This is a genomic window from Thioclava sp. F28-4, from assembly GCF_002020045.1.
Taxonomy (GTDB): domain Bacteria; phylum Pseudomonadota; class Alphaproteobacteria; order Rhodobacterales; family Rhodobacteraceae; genus Thioclava; species Thioclava sediminum.
In genome coordinates, this window is sequence record NZ_MPZQ01000011.1 from 80204 (window position 1) to 104719 (window position 24516).

Below are 24516 nucleotides of genomic sequence, written 5' to 3' on the forward strand. Positions count from 1 at the left end.
TCGGCAAGGGCGCGCGCAATTCCCCCTGCCCTCAGGGCAAGCCAAGCTCTGCAAGGATTTGGGGGAGCTTCTTTTTGACCTTGAAGAACCCGGCCGTGGCATGGGGCCAGATCACGCGATCCCACTCCCGTGTCAGCTCGCACAGCGCGATGTCATGCGCGCCCAGCGCCGCCTCCATCCTCTCGCGCCAATCGCCGAGCGGCCCGACCGGGATATACGGCGTGACGATCTGCTGCACGCCGAGGCTTTGCGCCCAATCTAGCAGCGCAGACGGGGCATCGGCCTTCAGGTGTTGCACGTCCGGCACCCCCGCGCGCTCAGCAGCATCGGCGAGCGCGTCGCGCTCGAACCGCGCGACATGCGGCGCCACCTTGCGCGTCGAGCGCAGGTGGCTGGCGCTGAGGGTCGCCGCCCCGCGCAGATCGAACGCGCTCAGATCGAAATCCTCGACGCGGCAATCTTCCTCCGTGATCAGAAGCGCCGTGGGCAGCCCGGGCTCCGCGGCGCGCGGCGCACACAATGGCGCGACCGGGGGCAGCCCCTCGGGCTCGTCCGCCTCCAGCCCCTCGCTGACTTCCGCCAATTGCGCGGGATCGGGCGCGAACCGCCCGCCGGTATAGCGCGCGATATTTTCCGCTTCGGCGGCGTAGAACTTGCCCCGCGTATGAAGCCCCGCCACCCAGCGCCAGCTGAGCGTGTTCGAGGCCGGATCACCGTCGAGCAGATGGCGATAGAAGAAATCCGCTCCGATCCGCCACGGCAGCCGAAGCGTGAAAATCCAGATCGAGGCGAACCACATCCGGGCGTGATTGTGCAGATAGCCGGTCTCGCGCAGCTCACACGCCCACGCGTCGAAACAGGCGATCCCGCTGCGGCCCGCCTCGGCCTCGGCCACGCGCGCGGCCAGATCGGGCGCGTCGTCGAGCGTGGCGAGGTCTTGCGCCAACCCGTCCCGATAGCGCGCCCAGATCTCAGGTCGGTGCTCCAGCCAGCCCTTGAAATACCCCCGCCAGAGCACCTCTTGCACGAATTTCTCCGCAGCCTCCGGCCCATGCGCCTCATACGCCCGCGCCACCGCCTCACGCTCAAGCACAAGACGCCTGCGCAGATAGGGCGACAGTTGCGAGACCGCCGAGTGCCGCCCCGCCCCGCGATCGAAATTGCGCCCCTGCGCGTAATCCGCGCCCATCTTCGGGGCGAACCGCGTCAGGCGGTCCTCACCGGCAGCGCGGGTGGCGGTAGGCAATGGCAAAGGCTCGGCAGCGGTCACGGCATCTCCTTCCGGGTCGGGCAACCGATCTACGCCGCCGAGGGAATATGCGATCACTCCGCGCGCTCGAACCGGACCGTCGGATTGCTCATCAGCGCCTCGAGCGAGCCCTCGAACACGCCCAGCCGCACGAGGCCCGGCGAGTTGGCAAAGGGTTTGTAGAAGATCGCGAGATTGCCCCAAGGCGCATAAAGCGTGATGTCGCCCGTCTTCGGCTCGTAGGCGCGCGGTGCGCCGGTCGTGTCGAGCTTGCGCGGCAGATCGGCGATCTTCTCGATGCCGTGGTAGTCGCGCAAGGTCAGCTCCAGCGGCATGAGCGCCGCGAAATCGCGCCCTGCAGGGGTGTCGTCGAGCTTGGCGGTCAGAACCGTCTCGCCTGCGGTCACGGTGATCGGGATCATGCTGTCTCCTTTCGTCTCCTGAGCGCAAGCCATGCTGGCGGCGACGCATAGCGCCGCGACGGGTGTCAGAAACTTTGTGACGCTCATGGCCGATGCCCTCCTGCTGTCTGGAGACAAATCTATGCGCGATTGCGCAGGAGGATTACCCCCCGCGCAATACTGCCACAGATGAGCGGCACTCATCAGTCGGCTTTTCAGGCCTGGGTCATGTCGATCACATAGCGATAGCGCGCCTGCTTGTTCACGACCTTCTCGCAGGCTTCGCCGATCTGTTCGGGGGTGATCATCTCGTAGGTGGCGGCGATCCCGTGATGCGCGGCGAAGTCGATCACGCGCTGGGTTTGGGCAATGCCGCCCGTCATCGAGCCCGCGAGGCTCTGACGCCCGAAGCCCATCATCATCCCATGCGCCCCCTCAATGGGGAACAGCGCGCCAACATTGACCAGCGTCTTGTCGAGCTTGAGCAGGTTCAGGAACTGCTGCATCGGATAGGCCACCGGGACGGTCGAGAGCATCAGATCGAAGCTGCCCATCTGGCTCCGCATCGCGGCCTCGTCGGACCAGAGATAGGCCTCGGCGGCACCGAAAGCCTTGGCATCGGCGATCTTGTCCTCGGAAGTGGTGAAGACGACGACCTCGGCCCCTTTCGCCGCCGCCAGCTTCACCGCGAGATGGCCCAGACCGCCCATGCCGATCACGCCGTAGCGCTGGCCGGGCTGCAGATCCCAGTGATTGATCGGCGAAAAGGTCGTGATTCCCGCGCACAGAAGCGGCGCGAACCCGGCCAGATCGACCCCCGGCGGGATGCGCAGCGCGAAGTCTTCCTTCACGACGATCTTCTTGGAATAGCCGCCATAGGTCACCCCGCCCGAGATCTTGTCCTCGGAATTATAGGTGAAGGTCGTGCCGTTGAGACAGTTCTGCTCGCGATCGGCCAGGCAATTGGCGCAGGTGCCACAGCTGTCGACCATCGTGCCGACTCCGGCGATATCGCCCTCGCGGAACTTGGTGACTTCCGCGCCGATGCCGACGACCCGGCCGACCATCTCGTGACCGGGAACAAGCGGGAACTGCGGCATCCCCCAGTCGCCCTTGTAGGTGTGAATGTCCGAGTGGCAGATCGAGCTATACATAATCTCGACCACGACATCCTTCGGGCCAGCGGCACGGCGCGGGATCGTATGGGGCGCGAAACTGCCATTCGTGTCGAAGGCCGCCCAAGTCTGCACCTCGGAAGCTTCGAGCGATGCGCCACCCTCTTGCGCGGCCGCTTGCGTGGCGACGCTCGCCGCCAAGGGGGCTGCGGCCAGCGCGGCGCCGCTGCGCAGGAAATTGCGGCGGCTCTCGCCATCGCGGGTCAGGGTTTGGAACGTGTCATTGCAGGACTGGCACATCTCGGGCCTCCTTTTTCGGGAACTGACGAAGAGCGCCGGAACATAGGGTGGCGCCTGCCTTCCAACATGCCGCGAAACGCGCCGCAGATAATCACCGCTTTGTGCACAGCATCCATGAATCCTGCTCATGAGGCTTTCCGGCTTTTGCGGCATTAACCCCGCGACGGCGCCCCTTACGTCAATGAAGGCGAGGCCAGGGAGATCACGGCCTTGCCATTAAACGCAATCCAAGGGAGACCCCTGATGTTCCGCACCTTCACGACGCTCGCCGTCCTTCTCGCCGCCCCCGCCGCCGTTGCGCAGTCGATGGAACTGACCCCGGCGGAGAGCCGCGCAGCCACGATCGGCAGCTCTGACACCTTCACCGGCACCGCCCTCGTCGCCCCCGTCTTCGGCCCCGACATGGGCGATGTGAGCGCGGGCGAAGTGACCTTCCTTCCCGGCGCGCGCTCGGCTTGGCACACCCATCCCGCGGGCCAGAAGCTCGTCGTGACCGCAGGCTCCGGCTGGGTGCAGGAACGCGGCCAGCCCAAGCAACTGATGCAGGCGGGCGACGTGATCTGGTGCCCGCCGGGCATCGAGCATTGGCATGGCGCGACCGACAAGACCCACGTGACGCATTTCGCGATCCAGCAGGTGGTGGATGGCTCCGCCGTGACTTGGGGCGAGAAGGTGAGCGACGCGGAATATCTGGAGTGACGCCGCCTAATCCACGGCTGAATAATCCGTGGACGTCATGAACAACGCGCATATATCGTGAGGGAGACCCGCCCGATGGCGACACCAACATTCAGCGAGGCCTCCCTCATGCTGCGCGAAAATATCAACGATCTAATCGCCTTGGCCGCCGTCGCCGAAGAGCGCAGCTTCACCAAGGCCGCGGCGCGGCTCAACGTCTCGCAATCCGCGCTGAGCCACACGATCAAGGCGCTGGAGCAACGGTTGGGCCTGCGGTTGCTGACGCGCACCACGCGATCCGTTGCGCCGACGCTGGAGGGCGAGGATCTTCTGGCCACGCTCAACCCCTGTTTCGAGATGATCGAGGCGCGGCTGCGCGCGCTCGACGACGCGCAGGACCAGCCCACGGGCACGGTGCGCATCGTCTCGACCGATTACGCGATCGAGACCGTGCTTTGGCCGAAGCTCTCGCCGCTGCTCAAGCAATACCCGTCGATCAATGTCGAACTGGTGATGGATTACGGCTTCACCGATCTGGCCTCGGCGCAATGCGATGCCGGGGTGCGCTATGGCGACAGCGTGAGCGAGGGGATGATCGCCACAAGGATCGGCCCGGACGAGCGGATGCTCTGCGTCGGTGCGCCGTCCTATTTCGAAGCGGCGGGCGTGCCACAGACCCCGCATGATCTGAGCGAGCATAACTGTATCAACCTGCGGCTGGCGACACATGGTGCGCTCTATGCCTGGGAATTCGAGGATGCCGAGGGCCATGAAATCCGGGTGAAGGTCTCCGGTCAGGCCTGCTTCAACACGATCGGGTTGGTGCAGCACGCGGCGCTGGACGGGCACGGGCTGGCGCTGGTGCCGGACCGGCTCGCCGCGCCTCATCTGGAAAGCGGCGCGCTGCAATCCTGTCTCGAAGAATATTGCCCCTATTTCCCGGGATTTTACCTCTATTACCCCAGCCGTCAGCGCCCTTCTTCGGCCTTCGGCGCGGTACTGGAAGCCCTGCGCGAGCGGGGTTGAGCGGTTCTCTATTATCACGCCTGATTGAATGAACGTGCGCATTCATGCTTTCCATTCATGAGTGCTATAAAAATTCCGCCGATTATCCTCTGGCCCAGCGCGCACTAGATTGCAGGACATGAACCGAAGCCGTGCTCTTGAAAATGAGGGGCGCGGCGCACTCCAATGCAAGGAGCCAGACATGATCCTGAACGAAACCCTTACCCTCCCCAATGGCGTCGAGATCCCGAAACTGGGCCTTGGCACCTGGATGATTGACGATGACAAGGTGGCCGATGCGGTGAAGGCCGCCGTCGAGATGGGCTATCGCCACATCGACACCGCGCAGGCCTATGGCAACGAGCGCGGCGTCGGCGAAGGCATCCGCAATTGCGGTGTTCCGCGCGACGAGATTTTCTTGACCACCAAGCTCGACGCGGGCATCAAGAACTATGCCGATGCGAAAGCCGCCATCGACGGCTCGCTCGAGACGCTCGGGCTCGACAAGATCGACCTGATGATCATCCACAGCCCGAAGCCCTGGACCGAGTTCCACGGCGACGATGGCTACTTCGAGGGCAACCTCGAGGCGTGGCGCGCGCTGGAAGGAGCTTATGAGGCAGGCAAGCTGCGCGCGATCGGCGTGTCGAACTTCGAGAAGGCGGATCTCGACAACCTGCTCGACGATGCGAAGGTGAAGCCGATGATCGACCAGATCCTCGCGCACGTGTCGAACACGCCCTTCGAGCTGATCGACTATATCCAGAGCCACGGCATGGTCGCCGAGGCCTATTCGCCGATCGGCCACGGCCAAATCCTCGACAATGCCGAGATCAAGGCGATGGCCGAGAAATATGGCGTCAGCGTTCCGCAGCTGTCGATCCGCTATGTGCTGCAACTGGGCATGGTCGCGCTGCCGAAGACCGCCAATCCCGATCACATGCGCTCCAATGCGGCGCTCGATTTCGAAATTTCCGACGCCGATATGGAGGCGCTGAAATCGATCGAGGAGATCAAGGATTACGGCGAGGCGAGCATGTTCCCCGTCTATGGCGGGCAGCTTTAAACCAGACCATCGCACCGCCGGGCCTGTCCCGGCGGTGCCTCTCAGGCCTTTCGATGAATCTCGCTCATGAGTGACTTGGCTTGATGCGGCATTAACCTGAACGCCGCCTCCCCCATCTCTGAAGGACAAGATCAACCCGACAGGAGAGATGATATGAAAACCCGTTTTGCAGCTTCTGCTTTCGCCCTGATCGCGTCCTCGGCCTCCGGCGAGGCGCTCGATCGCACTATCCCCGACGCCGTTGGCCGCGCGGCCCCCGCCCTCGAGGCCTATTCCACAAATGACCTTCTCGGGTCGGTCTGGACCGGTGAGCAGCTGTCCATGCGGGACCGCTCGCTCGTGACCTTCGCGGCGCTGATGACCCGCCTCGAGACCGGAAACCTCCAGCGTTTCGTCGAACTCGCGCTCGATAGCGGCGTGACGCCGGCCGAACTGTCGGAAACCGTCACCCATCTCGCCTTCTACACCGGCTGGGGCAACGCCACCGCCGCCGCCGAGGCGATGGCCCCGGTCTACGAGGCGCGCGGGATCGCCACCGAAAGCCTTCCCGGCGCAGAGGTGGACCTGCTGCCGCTCGATGAAGAGGCCGAGGAATCGCGCGAGAGTTTCGTGCGCGGCACCTATGGCGACGTCTCGATGGGTGTGGTCGACAATACCCGCGAACTTCTGTTCCGCGACCTCTGGCTGCGTCCCGACCTCGCGCCGCGCGACCGCTCCATGGTCACCGTCGCGGCCCTGATCGCGGCGGGCCAACCCGAGCAGATGACCTTCCACCTCAACCGTGCGATGGATAACGGGCTGACGCAGGAGGAAGCGGGCGCGATGCTCTCGCATCTGGCCTTCTACGCGGGCTGGCCCAAGGTCTTCTCCGCCCTGCCGGTGGCCAAGGACGTCTTCGAGAACCGCGCCGAATAAAGGACCCTGACATGAAGATCGCCATTCTCGGATCGGGACTGATGGGCGCGAAGCTCGGACGGATCTGGGCGCAATGCGGCCACGATCTGCGCTTCGCCTATTCGCGCAGCCAGGCCAAGCTGGAGCGGCTCGCCGCCGAGACCGGCGGGCGCGCGACGAGCGTCTCCGAGGCGGTCGCGGGCGCGGATGCGATCCTGCTCGCCGTGCATTGGAGCCGGATCGAAGATGTGCTGTCTCAGGCCGGTGACATGGCGGGTCAGGTGGTGCTCAACTGCTGCGTCCCGCTCGATGCGAGCAATAGCGATCTCGTGCTCGGCCCCAAGACCTCCGGGGCCGAGCAACTCGCTGCCATGCGCCCCGATGCGCGCTGGGTGGCCACATGCAACACCTCTCCCTCCGAGAGCTTCGCCCCGGTCTTCGCGCGCAAGGGACAGGCCGACCCGCCGCAGCTTCTGATCTACGGCGATGACGCCGAGGCAAAGTCCATCGCGCGCGGGCTGATCGAAGATATCGGTTTTGCGCCGGTTGATGCGGGCGGGTTGCGCACCGGGCGTTTCGTCGAACCCTTTGCAATGGTCACCGCCGAGCTAGCCTATGGGCAACCCGGCGGCCCCGCCCTGACCTATCGTTTCGAGAAATTGCGCGGCTAAGCCCGCGCGCCCCTACCCCAAGAAAGGAGTTTTCCCATGAAAATCATTCGCTCCGGCACCAACGCCTCGATGCAGGGCCCCGAAGACTGGTTCACCGGCACCGTCCGCGTCGATCCGCTGTTTCAGGCCGAAGAACCCGGCCGCACCTCGGGCAGCCATGTCACCTTCGAGCCCGGCGCGCGCACCGCATGGCACACCCACCCAGCTGGCCAGACCCTGATCGTCACCTTCGGGCGCGGCCGCGTCCAGCGCGACGGTGGCCCCGTCGAAGAGATCAGCCAGGGCGATGTCGTGTGGTTCCCGGCAGGCGAAAAGCACTGGCATGGCGCCTCGTCCGAGACCGCGATGAGCCATATCGCGGTGCAGGAAAGCATCGACGGCTCGCCGGTCACCTGGCTCGAAAAAGTCACCGACGAAGACTATAACGGCTGACCTTGAGGGCCGGGCCTGCGCGGCTCGGCCTTCTCTTTCTTCTTCCCGAGATTTTTCAAAGCACGAGGCCCCGCAATGCCCCGGCCGCACATCACTTGCCACATGATCACCACGCTCGACGGACGGTTGAAGACCGAAGGGTGGCCCTATTCCGAAGACGAATTGCTCACGATCTACGATGCGGTCGGCACCCGTCTGGAGGGGCAAGGCTGGATCATCGGGCGCGCCTCGCTCGAAGGCTGGGTGCCGCATGTCGAACCGATACTCGACCCCGCGCCCACCCCGCGCCCCGATCGACTGGCGGATCTGGCGGGACGCACCCTCGGCATCGTATTCGACCGCAAGGGGCGGCTCTTGCCGGATACGGACGAACTCGAGGGCGACCATCTGGCGATCGTGCTCTCCGAGCGCGTCGCGCAGGCGCATGTCGAGCGGCTGATAGACCGCGGCATCTCGGTCGTGTTCGGCGGCCCCGACGGTGACGATATCGAAGGCGCGCTAAGCCGCATCGCCGAGGGGTTCGGGATCGACCGGCTGCTGCTGGAAGGCGGCGGCACGCTGAACGGCACCTTCCTCGCCAAAGGTTTGATCGACGCGACCAGCACCCTGATCCTGCCGGTGATCGACGGCAATAGCGGCGCGCCCGCGATCTACGAACAAGGCACCGGCCCCGCGCAATCGCTGGAGCTGGTGCAGACCGAGACGCTGGAGAATGGGATCGTCTGGCTTCGCCACCGCGTGAGCAGGGAAAGCTAAGACAGACTTGCCCCAAAGCCCCGCGCGCCATCGTGGCGCTCGGGGCGGCGTAACGCTCAGCGAAGCATGGCGCAACGGTGCCTGCCGACCTTGAGCGATTTTTCCCTCAACTTCCGCGAAAGACTAACGGCGTCGGGCATACCCCCCTCGCCTTTTTCCTGAAGTTGTCAGAAGACATAAGGGGCTGAGTCAAAATTCTTGCTACTGACTGACCGGTCAGTTATTTTCTACCCATGACAGATCCCGACTCGCCCGAGCCCAAATTTCGCCGTCGCGCCGAGGCGCGGCCTGACGAGGTGCTCGACGCGGCGCTCTCACTCTTCGATGAAAAGGGTTACGCCCATACGTCGGTGGCGCAGATCGCCAAGACGGCGGGTCTCTCCAAGGGCGCCGTCTATCTCTATTTCCCGTCAAAACAGGCGATCCTCGAAGGCTTGGTGCGTCGGGCGGTTTCTCCGATCGCTACGCGGGCGCAAGCCCTTGTCGAACCGACCCCCGATGATGCGCGCGCCACACTGCGTGCGCTGTTCTCGTTGATTGCGACCTCGCTCGGGGATCCGAAAGTGCTGGCGGTGCCCAAGGTCGTGATCCGCGAGGCCGTCGTCGCCCCCGAAATCGCCGCGATGTATCGGCGCGAGGTGTTCGACCACGTCCTGCCCGCCGCCACCGAAATCATCAGACAGGGCATCGCCTCGGGCCAGTTGCGCGCGGTCGATCCCGAACTGACCCTACGCTCGATCATCGGCCCGATCGTCGTCCATCTCCTGCTTGCGGAGATCTTCGACATCATGCCGGAGGACGGGCTCTCGCTCGATCAGCTGATCGAGAACCACCTCGACATTCTATTCCACGGCGTTTTCCTGTCACCGGAGGGTTCGACCGATGCTTGATACCATTGTTGCGTGGATCAGCGCCCTGCTCACCGCGATCATTCCCGGCTATGGGGACGCCCCGGTGCCGCATTACTCGGGCTATGTGGAGGGCGAATACGTCTATGTCGCCCCTTCGGTCACCGGACGCATCAAGACGCTGGCGGCGATCGAAGGCGACAGCGTGAAGGCCGATCAGTTCCTCTTCGACATGGATTCGACGAAACAGCAGGCGGCGCTGCGGGCGGCCGAGGCCAAGATCGGGACCGCCAAAGCCAATCTGAACAACCTCGAAACCGGCTCGCGCGACCCCGAGATCGAGGTAATCAAGGCCTCGCTGGAACAAGCCATCGCCCATCGCAATCTCGCGGAATCCGCGCTCAAGCGCACCGAGGATCTGTTCGCTCGGGAAATCGTCGCCCAGGCCAAGGTGGATGTCGATCGCGCCGCGCTGGAAGAGGCCGACGCGCAGGTAGCCCAGCTCAAGGCTCAGCTCGAAGTGGCAGCCCTGCCCGCGCGCAGTGCGCAGGTTCTGGCCGCCCAGAAAACGCTCGAGGCGGCACAGGCCGATGCCGATCTCGCCCGCTCGCAACTCGATGACATGACGGTCACCGCCCCCGTGGCCGGTCGGATCGAGACAGTCTATTACAAGGCCGGGGAAGTGGCCGCAGCCGGAGCGCCCGTGCTGTCGATCCTGCCGCCGAATGCGCTCAAGGTCCTGTTCTTCCTGCCCGAGGCCGAGCGCGCGGATTTCGCCATTGGCGATCAGCTGGAGATGGAATGCGACGGCTGCGATCCGGGCATCAAGGTGACGATCAGCAAGATGGCCTCCGAGCCGCAATACACGCCGCCGATCATCTATTCGCGCGAAGAGCGCTCGCGGCTCGTCTTCCGGGCCGAGGCGCGCATCTCGGCGGGCGCGTCGCTCCTGCCGGGCCAGCCGGTCAGCCTGAGGCGGGTGAAATGAGCACGACAGCCGCCGACAGCGTGAGCACCCAGAGCGAGCCCGCGATCGTCGTGAAGGGGCTCACGAAGATCTTCAACGGCAAGAAGGTAGTCAACGCGGTCGATATGTCGGTGCCCAAAGGCGCGATCTACGGCTTCATTGGCCCCAACGGCTCGGGCAAGACCACCACGATCCGGATGATGTGCGCCCTGCTCACCCCCGATGGCGGCGAAGGTCACACCCTTGGCTACGACATCCACAAGGAGGCGCGCGCGATCAAGGAAAACGTCGGCTACATGACGCAGAAGTTTTCGCTCTATGGCGATCTGACGATCCGCGAGAACCTCGACTTCATGGCGCGGATGTATCGGGTGAAGAACCGCAAGAAGGTGGTGGACGAGACGCTGCGGACCCTTGGCCTCGAAGGGCGCGGCAAGCAGCTGGCGGGCACTCTGTCGGGGGGCTGGAAACAGCGTCTGGCACTGGCCGCCTGCATGCAGCACAAGCCCGCGCTCCTGCTTCTCGACGAACCCACCGCCGGGGTCGACCCGAAGGCGCGGCGCGACTTCTGGGACGAGATCCGCCAGCTCAGCAAGCAGGGCGTCACGGTGCTGGTCTCGACGCATTACATGGATGAGGCCGTGCAATGCGATTACATCGCCTATATCGCCTATGGGAAGAAGCTGATCGACGGCCCGGCGACCGAGATCCCGCATCAGGTCGGCCTGACCACGTGGCGGGTCTCCGGCCCCGACTTGATCCAGTTGGAGGAAGAGCTGCGCGCCGATCCGCGGGTCGAGCAGGTCGCGCGCTTCGGCGCCCAGCTTCATGTCTCCTCGACCGACAGCGCCGGGCTCGACGCGGTCGTCGCTGAAAAGAGCGGGGAGAACGACGCGCGCAAATGGGAGAAGAAAGAGGCCGAGCTTGAAGAAGTCTTCATCTACCTGATGGCGACCGCGGCCGACAATTTCGGCGTCAACGGAGGCCCCTCGCCATGAGCTGGTTCTCTCTGTCGCGTTTCGGAGCGGTGCTCTACAAGGAATTCATCCAGATGCGGCGCGACCGGATGACCTTCGCGATGATGATCGGCATCCCGATCCTGCAGCTGGTCATGTTCGGCTACATCATCAATTCCGACCCGCATCACCTGCCGACCCTGATCGAGATGGCCGATGAAAGCCCGGTGGCGCGTGCGGTGCTGTCGGGCATGGAGACCTCGGATTACTTCAAATTCGAGGGCATCGTCACCAGCGCCGAGGAAGGCGATCAGGCGCTCCGCGACGGCACCGCGAATTTCGTCGTGGTCATTCCGCCCAATTTCGAGCGCGACATCGTGCGAGGCCTGTCGCCGAAGCTGCTCGTCAGCGCCGACGCGTCCGATCCGACGGCCGTGGGCACCGCAGTCGGCGCGCTGTCGGGGATCATCGACACTGCGGTGAAACAGACCTTCCAGGGCCCCCTCGCCCCGGTCGCAGGCCAGCCCCCGCCCTTCTCGGTCGTGGTGCACAAGCAATTCAACCCGGCGAGCAAGACCTCGCTGAACATCGTGCCCGGCCTGATCGCCGTGATCCTCGCGATGACGATGGTGTTGATCACCGCGATCGCGATCGTACGCGAGACAGAGCGCGGCACGATGGAAACCCTGATCGCCACGCCGGTCCGGCCGCTCGAGGTGATGCTGGGAAAGATCCTGCCCTATGTCGTGATCGGTTACATCCAGACCGTCGTGTTCCTGATCGCCGGGAAGCTTCTGTTCGGGGTGCCGTTCCTCGGATCGGGGCTGGCCTTCTTCATCGGTTTCAACCTCTATATCGTGGTGAACCTCGCCCTCGGCTTCCTGATCTCGACCCTCGTGCGCACGCAGATGCAGGCGATGCAGGCGAGCTTCATGACGATCCTGCCGACGATCCTGCTCTCGGGTTTCATGTTCCCCTACGCAGGCATGCCCGGCTGGGCGCAGGTGATCGGCTCGGCGATCCCCGCCACACATTTCCTGCGCATCGTGCGCAAGGTGATGCTGAAAGGCGCCCACCTAGCCGACATCACCGGCGACTTGCGGGCGATCGCTATAATCGGCGTGGTGATCATGCTGATCTCGATGCTGCGCTATCGGCAGACGCTGGATTGAGGCGCTTCGGCAAGGGGTTCGGATCAGGTCGGAGCGCGTCGCGATTTCTCACGGCACCTGATCCCAGAAAAAGGGGCGCGCCGCTCTGCGGCCGCCCCTTTCGCCTGCAAGCCGCGCGCCTCGCGGGGCGCGCAGATTTTTCAGTCGAAGCTCGGGTAGATACCCTGCATGGCGATGCAATAGACGAGCCCTAGCGTCGGCTGATCGTTCTCATGCGGCTGGCTACCGCCAGTGGGTGCGATCGCGCCGGGCGCGAAGCTGGTCGCATCCTGGATCGGCGTGCCGGTATATCCATTGGCCCCCGTCGAGATCCAGGTATCGCCCGCAGTCGGCGCGGCACTCGCATCCGCGCCTTCGGGAAACACCGAAAGCGAATGCGAATGCGGCGGCAGATCGGCCTCGGTCAGCGTCACCGTATCGCTGCCCACCCGCTGGCCGAGCGCGCGAGGGGTAAGCCCCGGCCCTGCGCCCTGCCCGGCAACGACACTCAACGACGAACCACTGCCTCCGTTGAGATTGGGCAGCCCGAAGGTCGTGCGCCCGTCCCCGCCATAGGTCGTCCCGATCAACGAGTAGACCGCCGAGTATTGTGACATCGGCAAGACCTGCCCGTCACAAGGCATCCAGCCCTGGGGAATGAAGTTGTAGGGAAATGGCATAACCGTGCAAAGAATGGGGTCCATATCCTGTCCTTTCCGAAAAGACCGGGCGCGCTTACGAGCGCGGCGGGTAAATACCGTCATAGGCGATGCAGTAGTTCATCACCGTGGTCGGCATCATGTTCTGGTGCGGGTGGGAAGCACCGCTCGATCCGATCGAGGCCGGATTCAGCGTCGCCGGCGCGCCACCGGGCTGGGCCGCGTAGCGCGTGACACCCGTGCCATCTGCGGTCGCGAACTCGACCTCCGGGCCGGGCACGGCGGTCGCGTTGGCGGCCGGGCTCTGGCTCGACGCCTGGATCGCGTGGGAATGCGACGGCATCTCCGCGACGCTCAACGTGACCGTCTCCTCACCGACATTATCGCCGACCTTGTAGACCGACAGCCCCGGCGCGTGTCCCATGCCGAGCGGAATGCGCCCGCGCAGATCCGGCACGCCGAAAGTCGTGACGCCGTCGCCGCCATATTGGGTTCCGATAAGCGAGAACAGCATCTGATATTGGTTGATGGGCAACAACTGCCCCTGACAGCTGAGCCAGCCGCGCGGCGTGCGCGGGAAGGCAAACAGCGTGATTTGTCCGACAATGGGGTCCATGAATATATCCTCTCCGTTCCGGCGGATCCGTTGCGCGCTTTACGCGCGCTGCGGGAAGATGCCCTGGAGGGCGATGACGTAATTGACGCAAAGCGAGGGCTGCATGTTGGGATGCGCGATGCCGCCGCCCGTGTGACCGATATTGGTCTGCGCCAGCGCGACCGGCGCCTCGGCGCTGCCATAGAGATTGCCAGCGGGAATATTGCCCGAAGCGATCACCATGTCGTCGGGCGCAATCGGCGCGCGTCCCGCGATCGCCAGCTGCGAGGCCACGAAAGGGTGGCTGTGGCTGGGCATCGTGGCGTCCGTGAGCGTGACCGCCTCGCTCCCCAGTTTTTGCCCGCGCGCCTGCATGGTGGCACCGCGCGGGCTGCGCCCACGAAGATCCGGGAGGCCGAACGTGGTCCGCCCGTCCCCGCCGAACTCGGTCCCGAGAAGCGAGAAAAGCGCAGAATACTGCGCGATGCTCATCAACTGTCCATTACACAACGCCCAGCCCTGCGGCGCGAAATCGAAGGCTACGGGCATGATCATGCCCAGAAATGGTTCCATCGAACTGTTCCCTTGAATTCTCCTCTAAGGCGAGGCTACGGGCGAACATGTCCTACGACAACTTACAACTATGTGTTGTGTGACTATATTGACAAATTACCCAAACGGGAGCTCGCGATGCGCGCGCGAGAGCGCTGCAGATGGCGCCCCTGGCCACCCGGCGACTGCGCTCTTCGCGCCACAGCCCTGTCGGCACATTTCGGCAAGATCCCGGCAATACGCGCTAAAGATTGACGAAAATTAATACGCGACATAGCGTCAACATCAGGGAGCAGAGACTCGCGCATTATTTCACCAATTGCCCCACGGGGATTTTCAGACGATTTTCTTTGATGCGTCCGAGCCACGCTGCAATTTCAGTGGGGACAACAAGATATGTTCAGGGCATTGACGCTGAGCGGTCGCATTGCATGCGCCGTCAATCAGGCATCCAACCGATTTTCTCGCATAACGCGAATTTCGACCCTCCGGATTTTCATTCTGCGAATTCTGGCAGGTGTGCTTCTGACAACCGCCGGGGCGAGCGCCTCTCTGGCCGCCTGCGGCAGCGGCACGACGCTGTTATTGGATGGCGGGCAGGGGTCGACAAAGACGCTCAACGTGAGTGCGGAATGTCTCGATGTCCAATATGGCCTCTATGACGCGACGGGGGTCAACGCGAACGCCTATTGGCCGATCCAGGGCGACACGGTTAATAATCAGATCACGAGCCAGACCTTCACGGATCCGAATTCAGGCGCGGTGATCACGGTATCCCCGAATCTCGACACAAGCACCGGCACCTATATTTTCCCGACTTACACGGTCACTCTGGACACCGCTCCGACGACCTATCCGGCCAGCGGAGTTCCGGTCACGCTCTATTACGCATCGGGCATCTCGTCGGGCGGAAATTCCACAACCGATACTACCTACACCGTCACATTCACCTTCCCGGCCCCCGCGACCGCACCGGATGCACCGACGAATGTCTCGGCCACGGCAGGCGATAGCAGCGCGCAGATCAGCTTCTCCGCCCCGGCCTCGAATGGCGGCGACCCGATCACCGGCTATACCGCGACCTCCTCGCCGGGCGGGTTCACGGGCACCGGCACGACCGCCTCCCCGATCACGGTGAACGGCCTCACGAACGGCACCAGCTATACCTTCACCGTCACCGCGACGAACAACTTCGGGACGAGCCCGGCCTCCAGCGCCTCGAACGCGGTTACGCCGAAGGCTGCACAGACGATCACCTTCGCCAATCCAGGCGCGCAGAATTACGGCACCTCGCCGACGCTGAACGCAACCGCGTCCTCCGGCCTGACGGTTAGCTTCACGTCCTCCACGACGAGCGTCTGCACGATCACCTCGGGCGGCGCACTGACATTCGTCTCGGCGGGCACCTGCTCGGTCGATGCAGATCAGGCGGGCAATAACGCCTATAACGCCGCCCCGACCGTCACGCAGAGCTTCGCCGTTAACGCGGCCGCGCCGGGCGCACCCACGATCGGCACCGCGACGGCGGGCGCTGGGCAGGCCGAGGTCAGCTTCACCCCGCCCGCCTCCGATGGCGGCGCGACGATCACCGGATACACCGTGACCTCCACGCAGGGCGGGTTCACCGGTACCGGGAGCAGCTCGCCGATTACGGTAACGGGCCTCGCGAACGGCACCAGCTACAGCTTCACCGTCACAGCGGCGAACTCCGTCGGGACGAGCCCGGCCTCCAGCCCCTCGAACGCGGTAACGCCGAAGGCCGCGCAGACGATCACCTTCGCCAATCCGGGCGCTCAGACCTACGGCACTTCGCCGACGCTGAGCGCAACCGCTTCGTCCGGCCTGACGGTCAGCTTCTCTTCGACCACCACAGGGGTCTGCACGATCACTTCGAGCGGCGCTCTGACCTTTATCTCGACCGGCACCTGCTCGATCGATGCCGATCAGGGGGGCGATGGCACCTATAACCCCGCCCCGACCGTCTCGCAGAGTTTCGCCGTGAACGCGGTCGTACCGGGAGCGCCCACAATCGGCACCGCGACGGCGGGCGATGGGCAGGCCGAGGTCAGCTTCACCCCGCCCGCCTCCGACGGTGGCGCGACGATCACCGGATACACCGTGACCTCCACGCCGGGCGCGTTCACCGGATCCGGGGCCAGCTCGCCGATTACGGTAACAGGCCTGACCAAAGGCACCAGCTATACCTTCACCGTCACAGCAACGAATTCCGTCGGAACGAGCCCGGCCTCGAACCCCTCGAATTCAGTGATACCGAAGGCCGCGCAGACGATCACCTTCGCCAATCCGGGCGCGCAGACCTACGGCACCTCGCCGACGCTGAGCGCAACCGCTTCGTCCGGCCTGACGGTCAGCTTCTCGTCGACCACCACCGGTGTCTGCACGATCACCTCGGGCGGTGCGCTGACATTCGTCTCGGCGGGCACCTGCTCGATCGATGCCGATCAGGGGGGCAATGGCACCTATCAGGCAGCCCAAACCGTCACGCAGAGTTTCACGGTCAACCCGACCACGGCCCCGCCGCCCACCAATGTCACAGCCGTCGCCGGCGTCGAGAGCGCCACCGTGAGCTTCACCCCACCCACCGATACCGGGGGCGCGCCGATCCAGGATTACACAGTGGTGTCTTCACCTGGAAACAAAACCGCGACTGGCACCGGCACGTCGATCACGGTCAACGGACTGACCGCCGGTACGGCTTATACGTTCACGGTCAGCGCCGATAACGGCTATGGATCGGCCGGGCTCTCAGCGCCCTCGAACAGCGTCACGCCGACGGCGGGCCAAACCATCAGTTTCGCCAATCCGGGCGCGCAGGATTACGGCACATCGCCGACGCTGAGCGCAACCGCGTCCTCCGGCCTGCCGGTCAGCTTCTCGTCGACCACAACCGGGGTCTGCACCATCACCGCAGGTGGCTCGCTGACCTTCGCCTCGACCGGCACCTGCTCGATCGATGCCGATCAGGGGGGCGACAGCACCTATAACCCTGCCCCGACCGTCACGCAGAGCTTCGCCGTGAACGCGGTCGTGCCGGGCGCGCCGACAATCGGCACCGCGACGGCAGGCGATAGCCAAGCCGAGATCAGCTTCACCCCGCCCGCCTCCGATGGCGGCGCGACGATCACCGGATACACCGTGACCTCCTCGCCGGGTGGCTTCACCGGAACCGGGACCAGTTCGCCGATCTCGGTGAACGGCCTCACGAACGGCACCAGCTACAGCTTCACCGTCACCGCGACCAACTCTGCGGGCACCGGCTCGGCCTCGGCCGCGTCGAACAGCGTCTCGCCGCTGGCGGCGCCGACCGCGAATGCCGTGAGCCTCACCGCAGGATATGGCTCGACCGACAACGCGGTGCCGCTGAACTTCTCCGGCGGCGCGGCGACATCGGTCACGGTCGCCTCCGGGCCCAGCCACGGCTCGACCAAGGTGAGCGGCACCGCGATCAGCTATACGCCCACGGCGGGCTATCACGGCGCGGACAGCTTCACCTATACCGGCACGAACGCGACGGGCACCTCCGCCCCTGCGACGGTCACGATCACCGTCTCGGCGCCCACCTTCACCGTCACGTCGGGCGCGCTGTCCGATGGGCAGGTCGGCACGAGCTTCGCGGCCACGCTGAGCGTCTCGGGCGGCACCGGGCCCTACACGTTCGACACCGCTGCGAAGACCGGCTCATTCCCGCCGGGGCTGTCGCTCTCACCCACCGGCACGCTCAGCGGCACGCCCAGCGCCAATGGCAGCTACAGCTTCACCGTAAGCGGCCATGATTCAAGCGCGCCGAATGCGAGTTTCCAAAGCGCCACGATCTCCATCGCGATCCAGCGCGCCGCCCCCACGATCACCGCGATCAGCCCGGCACAGGGGTCGGCAAGCGGTGGCACCTCCGTCACGCTGACGGGAAGCGATTTCACCGGCGCGACGGCGGTCAGCTTCGGGGGGGCACCTGCGAGCGGCTTTACCGTCAATTCCGACAGCCAGATCACCGCGACCGCGCCTTCGGGCACGGGCACGGTGCATGTAAGCGTGACCGCGCCGGGCGGCACCTCGAGCGCCACCAGCGCGGATCAGTTCGCCTATCTGTCAAATGTCGCGACGCTCTCGGCGCTGAGCGTGAGCCAGGGCACGTTGAGCCCCGTGTTCAGTTCGGGCACGAGCGGCTATTCGGTGGACCTGCCCTATGGCACGGGCTCGATCACCGTCACGCCGACGGCCACGGATAGCGGCGCGAGCCTCACCGTGAACGGCAATGCGACCGCCTCGGGCAGCGCCTCGGCGCCAGTCTCGCTGGCGACGGGAGCGAACACGATCACCGTGGCCGCCACCGCAGCCGATGGGATCGCGACGCAGAGCTACACGATCACCGCCACCGTGGCGCGCCAGACCGATACGATCACCTTCGCGCCGGTCAGCTCTCCGGTGCGGATCGGCAGTGCGCCTTTCGCAGCAACCGCGACGGCGAGCTCTGGCCTGACGGTGACGCTGAGCAACGCGACGCCGTCGGTCTGCACACTCAGCGGGGCTGTGGTCACGCCGGTCGCGGCGGGTAGCTGCCAGATCACCGGCACGACCGCCGGCAATGCGAGCTACGCGCCGGGCAGCGCCACGTTGACGGTTCTGGTCGAGGTGGCCCCCGATCCGACACAGGATCCGGATGTGATCGGGATCGTGACCGCGCAGAACACGATGGCGATGCAATTCGCCCGCACGCAGATCGGGAACTTCTCCTCGCATCTCGAAGCGCTGCGTGACGGCAATGGCCTGCGCGACAGTTTCGGCGCGCGTCTCGGCATTCCCAGCGTGACCCGCGCGCGCGGTTTTGCCGACCCGGTCGATCCGTTCGAGAACCAGACCGGTCGCACGCCCGCGCCGAGCCGAGGGGTTACGCGTGGCGCAGCTGCTACGCCGACCCCATCCGTCTCGACCAGCGGCACCTCCGAAAACCTGTTCGGCCCGCAAACCGCGATCTGGACGGCGGGCACGCTGAACCTGACGAAGGACGGCGCGATCGACCTTCATAGCAACGGGCTCAGCGCGGGTCTCGACTACCAACCCAGCGCGGACGCGATCCTCGGGCTCGGGCTCGGCTATGGCAACGGGCGCTCGGATATCGGCAGCGATGGTTCGAAGACCAGCGGGCATAGCGTGAACGCGGTAGTCTACGGGACCTTCCGCACCGGCGAACGCGGCTTTGTCGATGTGCTGGCGGGCTATGGCACACTGGGCTTCGACAGCCGCCGCGCGATCTCGGGCGGGCCGGATATGGCCTATGGTTCGCGCGATGGCTCTCAGGTCTTCGCACAGGTCCGCGCGGGGATGGAGTTCCGGCAGGATAACTGGATGCTCTCACCCTATGCGGGGATGCAGGTGATCTCGGGGCATCTGAATGCCTTTACCGAGCGCACTGCGGACCCGGCCGATGCGCTGAGCTTCGACCGCCAAAGCTTCGGCTCGACCCAGCTCGACTTCGGCCTGCGCGGTGGCTTCACCCGAAAAACGAGCTTCGGGACGGTCTCGCCGAACTTCCGGCTGGAATATAACCGGGTGATGAACCGCGATATCGCCGCGGGGATGAGCTATGCGGATCTGGTGAACGGCTCGCAATATGTGCTGAACCTGCCGCAATCCGATCAGGACCTGCTCACGATCGGGCTGGGCACGAATATCGCCTTCGAGGGCGGCACGCAGCTCAGCATCGACCTGCGCAACACCTCGGGGTCGAACAGCCACAGCAACAGCATCTCGCTGAGACTGTCCAAGCAGTTCTGACGCGGGAGACAGGCGAAAACCAAACGGGGCGAGGATATGCATCCTCGCCCCGTTCCTGTTTCAGCCTGACGCCCTGAGATCAACGATAGACCAGCTTGGGCGGTCCATGCGCAGGCTTATGCTTTCGCCTGCGCAGTCAGTTGCTTTTTTTGGCTTCAAGCCAGAGAAACCAAAAGAGTGCCCAAGAATTCACCCCGCCGATTCGAGGGCGACAATTTTCCTTTTACTTATAAACGCTTACGAATAAAGCAAGCTTCACCGGAAACCATATCCATGCGCAGAAAACCATAAAGCTGCGCGGGAAAACTCAGTCTTCAACCGGTCCTTGTGGAGAGGCGCAGGACAAAAGAAAACCCGCGCCGAGGCGCGGGTTCATCAAGCGAGACGAAGTGGTGCGGGGAAGTGTCAGTCGACGTAAGCCTCTTCGAAGGGGCGATCCCGACGGTAGACACTTTTGTAGTTCGGATTTGAGAAGGGGGAGGAGATTTCTACGGCGCCGGTCTTGTCAGCCCAAGCCCTGTCGAAATCCTGCCGCGTCAACTCGCGTGCCCCACGACCGATAGCGACTTGAAGGGCAGCGAGCACAATCTCGAAAACCAACCCCCATCGCAACGCGGCGGCGGTCGCGAGGCGATGAAGGAATTCAAGCTCTCGGAGCTCATCAGGCACATCGATGGCGACCTTGTCAGCGTAGCTGCCCAAGATCGTGTTCAGGGTGAGGTAGTCGCCCAACGAGCCGTCATCGCGTTCCGCGAGGTCGATATTCTCGAACCGCACGCGGGTGGTCAGGCGAAACAGCTGGGGCTCTTGGCGAATGTAATCGGCTAGTTCCGGAACACCTGACAGAATCAGCATCAGTGGCCAATCATGAGACTTCATCAACGCCTTGAACGCATCCAAAATAACGAGCAGCTCTCCCTGCCCCCTGCCCCGCATTATATGCTGGGCTTCGTCGTAATGGATGCCGATGCACCCTTTCCTTTTCGCCTGATCGACGACGAGGTTCCAGATTTCAGTTTGAGTGCGGCGTGCCTTGTCGTCGATAGGGTAACCAAGAGCCCTGAGCGTATGTTTCCCGAGATCCTTCCAGCCGCCCTTCGAGCTGAGCACGCAACAGGCGAAGGAGGCCTTCTCACCGGAGGGCAACCGCGTGTCGCTGGCATTGAAGCGCCCTAGCAGGTCGCCAATTTCCTTACTCTTTCCGGCACCGGACTGGCCGGTGACGAGAAGCGCCCCCGTCTCGAAACGAGTCCTGCTTTGCAATCCTCCGAGGTGGCGGCTCAAAAGCTGGGAGAAGCTGTGTTGAAGGACACGAGCACGGTCCAACGGATAATGCCGCGCAGCAAGGTCACCGCTCAGGGCCACGACTTCGGGGATGATGAATTCATTCAAAACTTGGTTTCCTTGGTTGGCGGCAGGACAATTCGTTTTGCGCCCTCATCCGCAGCTTTCGGCGCGCTCAAATCGCTCCGCGGCGGGCTCGTGGAAGAAGGGCGCTCTTGGTCCACTTCATGTCGCTCCATGATTTCGCCGGGCGCCACCAGGTGCTTCATCGGAGCGCTCGACGTGGTCGATACTCCCAGAATCCGCGCGGCACGTTTTTCGAGCTGGGCGATCGTCTGGTAGTTCGAAGGGTCACGCGAATCCGGGAAGAATCCGGATCTTCTCGCGCGATCGGCAATAGCCTCGCGCAGGTGCCCCTCGTGAAGGGCGCGCTGTTTCGGGTTGGAACGGGTCGCCTCCTCCATGATTTCGATAGCTTCTTCAAGCGTCAGGTCATTGAAAACCGTCATGCTCAACTTCGCCTCGATCACCTCTTTCTCTCCTTGAGCGACAATGAAAACGCGGCGAAGGTCGTCGGGGTCGAGATGAACAAGCACCTTCTTCGGCTGCCCATCCGCAAACCGCTGAAGTGCAGAAGAGTTAAAGGGCAAGCCGAAAACTCTCACACCTTCAGATGTCGTGGTCGCCTCGCGCTTCACGCCAAGGTGCAGGCACCTGTCTCGCTGAGACGGCGGGTCGATCTTTCCATAGAGCCGCAATACTTCCTCACTCTTTTGTCGGATTGTCGCGCCAAACATCCCGGTCCCCCGGTGAGGACGGAACGGATACTCATCGATGAAATACCGGGTGAGAGCCCCGTAGAGCTCGTCATGCGTCAAGCTCGCCGATCCCTTCGGGTTCACCTCTTTCAGTTCACCCGGCCTACTACCCGTATAGCCCGAATGAAAATTCAGGACCTGAAACTGAGTCGGCCCGAACAGGCTCTCCTGGAAAGGTTTGTCCGGACCGTGATAGGTGCGGCCAAGTATGAGTGTTGACCCACTCCCGAGGAGAGCCGCGAAGATTCCGCCGTTCCGGATAGCGCTGCCGTTGTCTGTAGAGACGACGCGGAGGCCGACTGGCGGCGCCGGGTCGTGTTTACACCCATAACGGATCTTTTCCCGGGTCTTGTCGCGCGTTGCCATGCGAACCAGTGCTGCGCTGTGATCTTCATCTGCGGTTTCCGAAATAATCCACGCGAGCGCCTCTCGGGTCGCTACGTCGACCATGAAATGTAACCAGACCCTTCTAACCTCGTCTTTCTCCAGTTCTTCGTCCGTAGTATCTGGATCGATTACTTTCGCCGCCATCCGTCCGTTTGGTAGCGAGAAGATAGAAAGATAGCACTGATCAGTCTCCACCCTCGATCCGAACTTCAATGCCCGCACATCAGTCGAACCGGCCCCGAGGCGGTTTGTTGCATGACGCACGCCCTCGCGACCGATGGTTTTCACGACCGCCGAAATTGCGTTGAGCCGGGCGCGAATTGTCGTGATCGAGGGAAAGCAGAAGCCACGTGCATGCTCCTCAGGCGGGACATCGAATAGTTCCTGCGCACCTGCAACAAGAGGCGCAAGTTGCGGCTGCAACTTGCTATTCCAACGATTGAGAACGTATTCAATGAAGCGTTCCTGGTGCGGAGAAAGTCTCGGCTCGCGACGCCCCTTCAATTGATCGCGGTCGGCAAGGACGACCGGGTTACGGCCAAAACTCTGAAAAAGCTTGTAATAACGCAAAAGCGTCCTGCCCTGTGGCCAATTGAAATTGAGGGTGGCTTTTCCGCCTCGCAAAGCCGGCGTAAAACTCGCATCTTTCGAACGGCTACGCACGCGAGCGAGCAGACGAGACCGGAGCACACCGCCCTTATCGAGCGCCCTCTGGGTAAGCTGCCAGCCTTCTGCTTCCAAGGCTTCGAGCTCCAGCATTACTACCAATCGCCTCTTTGCTTCGCGCTGCGCGTCTTCCTCGAGCTGCTCGAGACGTTCAAAGCCGCCGGTGTATTCGAGAAGCTCGCGGTTCTTTGCAGCCGCAACTGGCAATGTGACGTCACACTCCCTGTTGAGGATCGCGCGTTCAACGTGGTCTACCGAGAGGGTAATACACTCGCCATCTTCAACATCCGAAAGATCAAATGCGCTGTCATCGCGCTGATCCACGCGCCAGCGACGCCCGTCCATGACGAGCTCGGATCCACTTGGGACGTTAAAGATAGATTTGTGCGTCACCGGCGTAGTTCCACCCGCGAATAGTAGTTGATCAACGCATTCCAATCGGCGCGAAGAACCTTCCGCCCGATCAGGCGCAGTGAAGCGTCAAAGCATCGCGAAGGCTCGATCTGACACCGTCCGATCAGTTCTCTCAGCAGCCAATAGCCATCCCGCCGGGCAACCCGTTCGACTTCAGTGTCGGCCGCTTCGTCTTCTTTGTTCCAGACGTCCCAGACCTGGCGCAGATTGTCCCGGTAGGCGCGAGAATAGTCGTCCGTCCGAACAACCACGCAGTCATCGGCGAACTCAGGCGGCACCGCCGAGAAGAGATCGGCGATTTCGGCTTGTGTGTCCAACCGAGCCAAGCTTGCAGCGTGCCGAATAAAGTAGGCCCGCCGGAATCCGTCCCGAAACGTAATACGCATATCGAAAGAATGCTTGCGCCGCTTACGCGCGGTCCGGCTGAAATACGTAACTGGCGGGAGCTGCACTTCGAGTTCGAACAGATTCGGATTCAACAGAGCATCGATTGCTACAGCGGACTCACCTTCGGACTCGAAGTGATATACCCGCCGGACACCCTCGGTCGCAGGCGTCGCAAACGCCATCGAGACTCGACGCGCGGTGTTGCTGCGCGTCATCGGGTTTCTCCAACCGCTATAGGGAAGGACCCCGTGGATCGGGGCGACTTGCAGCGCGGGCATCTTGCGAGAGACGACCGTTTCGGGCTCCCAATCGCCGTAACGGCCCTCGATATAATCGGCTTGTTCAGCCATGCAGTCTCCGTTCTCCCGAGGCGAAGGCCTCGGAAAGTCTCAAGTTTACAACGGGACTCTGAGCAGGCTTGCCGGGACCGTTTTCGGCCTCTAACGTGACAAGTAACAACCGGACGCTCGTC

At 63.5% G+C, this 24516-nt stretch carries 21 protein-coding genes; 12 read left to right on the plus strand and 9 right to left on the minus strand.

The genetic code is table 11. The features are described 5' to 3' along the window. Positions 1 to 31: 31 nt before the first annotated feature. From BMI87_RS18445 to BMI87_RS18455, 3 genes are all read right to left on the minus strand, one after another. On the minus strand, positions 32 to 1270 hold the full coding sequence (locus tag BMI87_RS18445) for an FAD-binding domain-containing protein (protein WP_246832740.1): 1239 nt from the start codon (positions 1268 to 1270) through the stop codon (positions 32 to 34). Positions 1271 to 1323: 53 nt separating this feature from the next. Next, positions 1324 to 1758, minus strand: a complete 435-nt coding sequence (locus BMI87_RS18450; RefSeq protein WP_246832741.1) for a cyclophilin-like fold protein — start codon at positions 1756 to 1758, stop codon at positions 1324 to 1326. 107 nt (positions 1759 to 1865) lie between these two features. Continuing rightward, positions 1866 to 3065 (minus strand): NAD(P)-dependent alcohol dehydrogenase, encoded by a 1200-nt coding sequence (locus tag BMI87_RS18455; protein WP_078523005.1) that lies wholly within the window; start codon positions 3063 to 3065, stop codon positions 1866 to 1868. Positions 3066 to 3308: 243 nt separating this feature from the next. Here BMI87_RS18455 and BMI87_RS18460 point away from each other — a divergent pair, with 243 nt between their 5' ends. The 11 genes from BMI87_RS18460 to BMI87_RS18510 all read left to right on the plus strand — a co-directional run bounded on the left by BMI87_RS18460 (position 3309) and on the right by BMI87_RS18510 (position 12510). After that, on the plus strand, positions 3309 to 3764 hold the full coding sequence (locus BMI87_RS18460) for a cupin domain-containing protein (RefSeq protein WP_078523006.1): 456 nt from the start codon (positions 3309 to 3311) through the stop codon (positions 3762 to 3764). A gap of 75 nt (positions 3765 to 3839) precedes the next feature. Then, positions 3840 to 4769 (plus strand): LysR family transcriptional regulator, encoded by a 930-nt coding sequence (locus tag BMI87_RS18465; protein WP_246831766.1) that lies wholly within the window; start codon positions 3840 to 3842, stop codon positions 4767 to 4769. A 181-nt stretch (positions 4770 to 4950) separates the two neighbouring features. Continuing rightward, a complete protein-coding gene (locus tag BMI87_RS18470; RefSeq protein WP_078523008.1) occupies positions 4951 to 5814 on the plus strand; it encodes an aldo/keto reductase in 864 nt (287 codons plus the stop codon). A gap of 153 nt (positions 5815 to 5967) precedes the next feature. Then, positions 5968 to 6729: a carboxymuconolactone decarboxylase family protein gene (locus BMI87_RS18475; protein ID WP_078523009.1), complete on the plus strand. Its 762-nt coding sequence runs from the start codon at positions 5968 to 5970 to the stop codon at positions 6727 to 6729. Between the two features lie 11 nt (positions 6730 to 6740). Beyond that, entirely contained in the window at positions 6741 to 7379 is a 639-nt protein-coding gene (locus BMI87_RS18480) for an NADPH-dependent F420 reductase (protein ID WP_078523010.1), read from the plus strand. 36 nt (positions 7380 to 7415) lie between these two features. After that, the gene (locus tag BMI87_RS18485; protein ID WP_078523011.1) at positions 7416 to 7811 is read left to right on the plus strand and encodes a cupin domain-containing protein; all 396 of its coding nucleotides are present in this window, start codon (positions 7416 to 7418) and stop codon (positions 7809 to 7811) included. Positions 7812 to 7886: 75 nt separating this feature from the next. Beyond that, positions 7887 to 8567 (plus strand): dihydrofolate reductase family protein, encoded by a 681-nt coding sequence (locus tag BMI87_RS18490; RefSeq protein WP_078523012.1) that lies wholly within the window; start codon positions 7887 to 7889, stop codon positions 8565 to 8567. A 233-nt stretch (positions 8568 to 8800) separates the two neighbouring features. Continuing rightward, positions 8801 to 9457: a TetR/AcrR family transcriptional regulator gene (locus tag BMI87_RS18495; RefSeq protein WP_078523013.1), complete on the plus strand. Its 657-nt coding sequence runs from the start codon at positions 8801 to 8803 to the stop codon at positions 9455 to 9457. Further along, the gene (locus BMI87_RS18500) at positions 9450 to 10403 is read left to right on the plus strand and encodes an HlyD family secretion protein (RefSeq protein WP_078523014.1); all 954 of its coding nucleotides are present in this window, start codon (positions 9450 to 9452) and stop codon (positions 10401 to 10403) included. The genes BMI87_RS18495 and BMI87_RS18500 overlap by 8 nt, the downstream gene beginning before the upstream one ends. After that, positions 10400 to 11380 (plus strand): ABC transporter ATP-binding protein, encoded by a 981-nt coding sequence (locus BMI87_RS18505; protein WP_078523015.1) that lies wholly within the window; start codon positions 10400 to 10402, stop codon positions 11378 to 11380. Before BMI87_RS18500 ends, BMI87_RS18505 begins: the two co-directional genes overlap by 4 nt. After that, entirely contained in the window at positions 11377 to 12510 is a 1134-nt protein-coding gene (locus tag BMI87_RS18510) for an ABC transporter permease (RefSeq protein WP_078523016.1), read from the plus strand. Before BMI87_RS18505 ends, BMI87_RS18510 begins: the two co-directional genes overlap by 4 nt. A 140-nt stretch (positions 12511 to 12650) precedes the next feature. Here BMI87_RS18510 and BMI87_RS18515 read toward each other — a convergent pair whose 3' ends face one another. The 3 genes from BMI87_RS18515 to BMI87_RS18525 are packed head-to-tail and all read right to left on the minus strand — an operon-like array spanning position 12651 to position 14316. Beyond that, positions 12651 to 13193, minus strand: a complete 543-nt coding sequence (locus BMI87_RS18515; protein WP_078523017.1) for a phage tail protein — start codon at positions 13191 to 13193, stop codon at positions 12651 to 12653. A gap of 31 nt (positions 13194 to 13224) precedes the next feature. Next, entirely contained in the window at positions 13225 to 13764 is a 540-nt protein-coding gene (locus BMI87_RS18520) for a phage tail protein (protein ID WP_078523018.1), read from the minus strand. 39 nt (positions 13765 to 13803) lie between these two features. After that, entirely contained in the window at positions 13804 to 14316 is a 513-nt protein-coding gene (locus BMI87_RS18525; RefSeq protein ID WP_078523019.1) for a phage tail protein, read from the minus strand. A gap of 498 nt (positions 14317 to 14814) precedes the next feature. Here BMI87_RS18525 and BMI87_RS18530 point away from each other — a divergent pair, with 498 nt between their 5' ends. After that, entirely contained in the window at positions 14815 to 20088 is a 5274-nt protein-coding gene (locus tag BMI87_RS18530) for a fibronectin type III domain-containing protein (protein WP_210402491.1), read from the plus strand. Between the two features lie 405 nt (positions 20089 to 20493). On the opposite strand, the gene BMI87_RS18535 is transcribed toward BMI87_RS18530, so the two are convergent. From BMI87_RS18535 to BMI87_RS18545, 3 genes are read right to left on the minus strand one after another with little or no spacing between them, the layout of a single operon-like run. Beyond that, entirely contained in the window at positions 20494 to 21480 is a 987-nt protein-coding gene (locus BMI87_RS18535) for an ATP-binding protein (protein WP_078523021.1), read from the minus strand. Beyond that, a complete protein-coding gene (locus BMI87_RS18540) occupies positions 21477 to 23588 on the minus strand; it encodes a Mu transposase C-terminal domain-containing protein (protein WP_078523022.1) in 2112 nt (703 codons plus the stop codon). Before BMI87_RS18540 ends, BMI87_RS18535 begins: the two co-directional genes overlap by 4 nt. Before the next feature lie 44 nt (positions 23589 to 23632). Next, positions 23633 to 24394: a hypothetical protein gene (locus BMI87_RS18545; RefSeq protein WP_078523023.1), complete on the minus strand. Its 762-nt coding sequence runs from the start codon at positions 24392 to 24394 to the stop codon at positions 23633 to 23635. Positions 24395 to 24516: the final 122 nt, after the last annotated feature.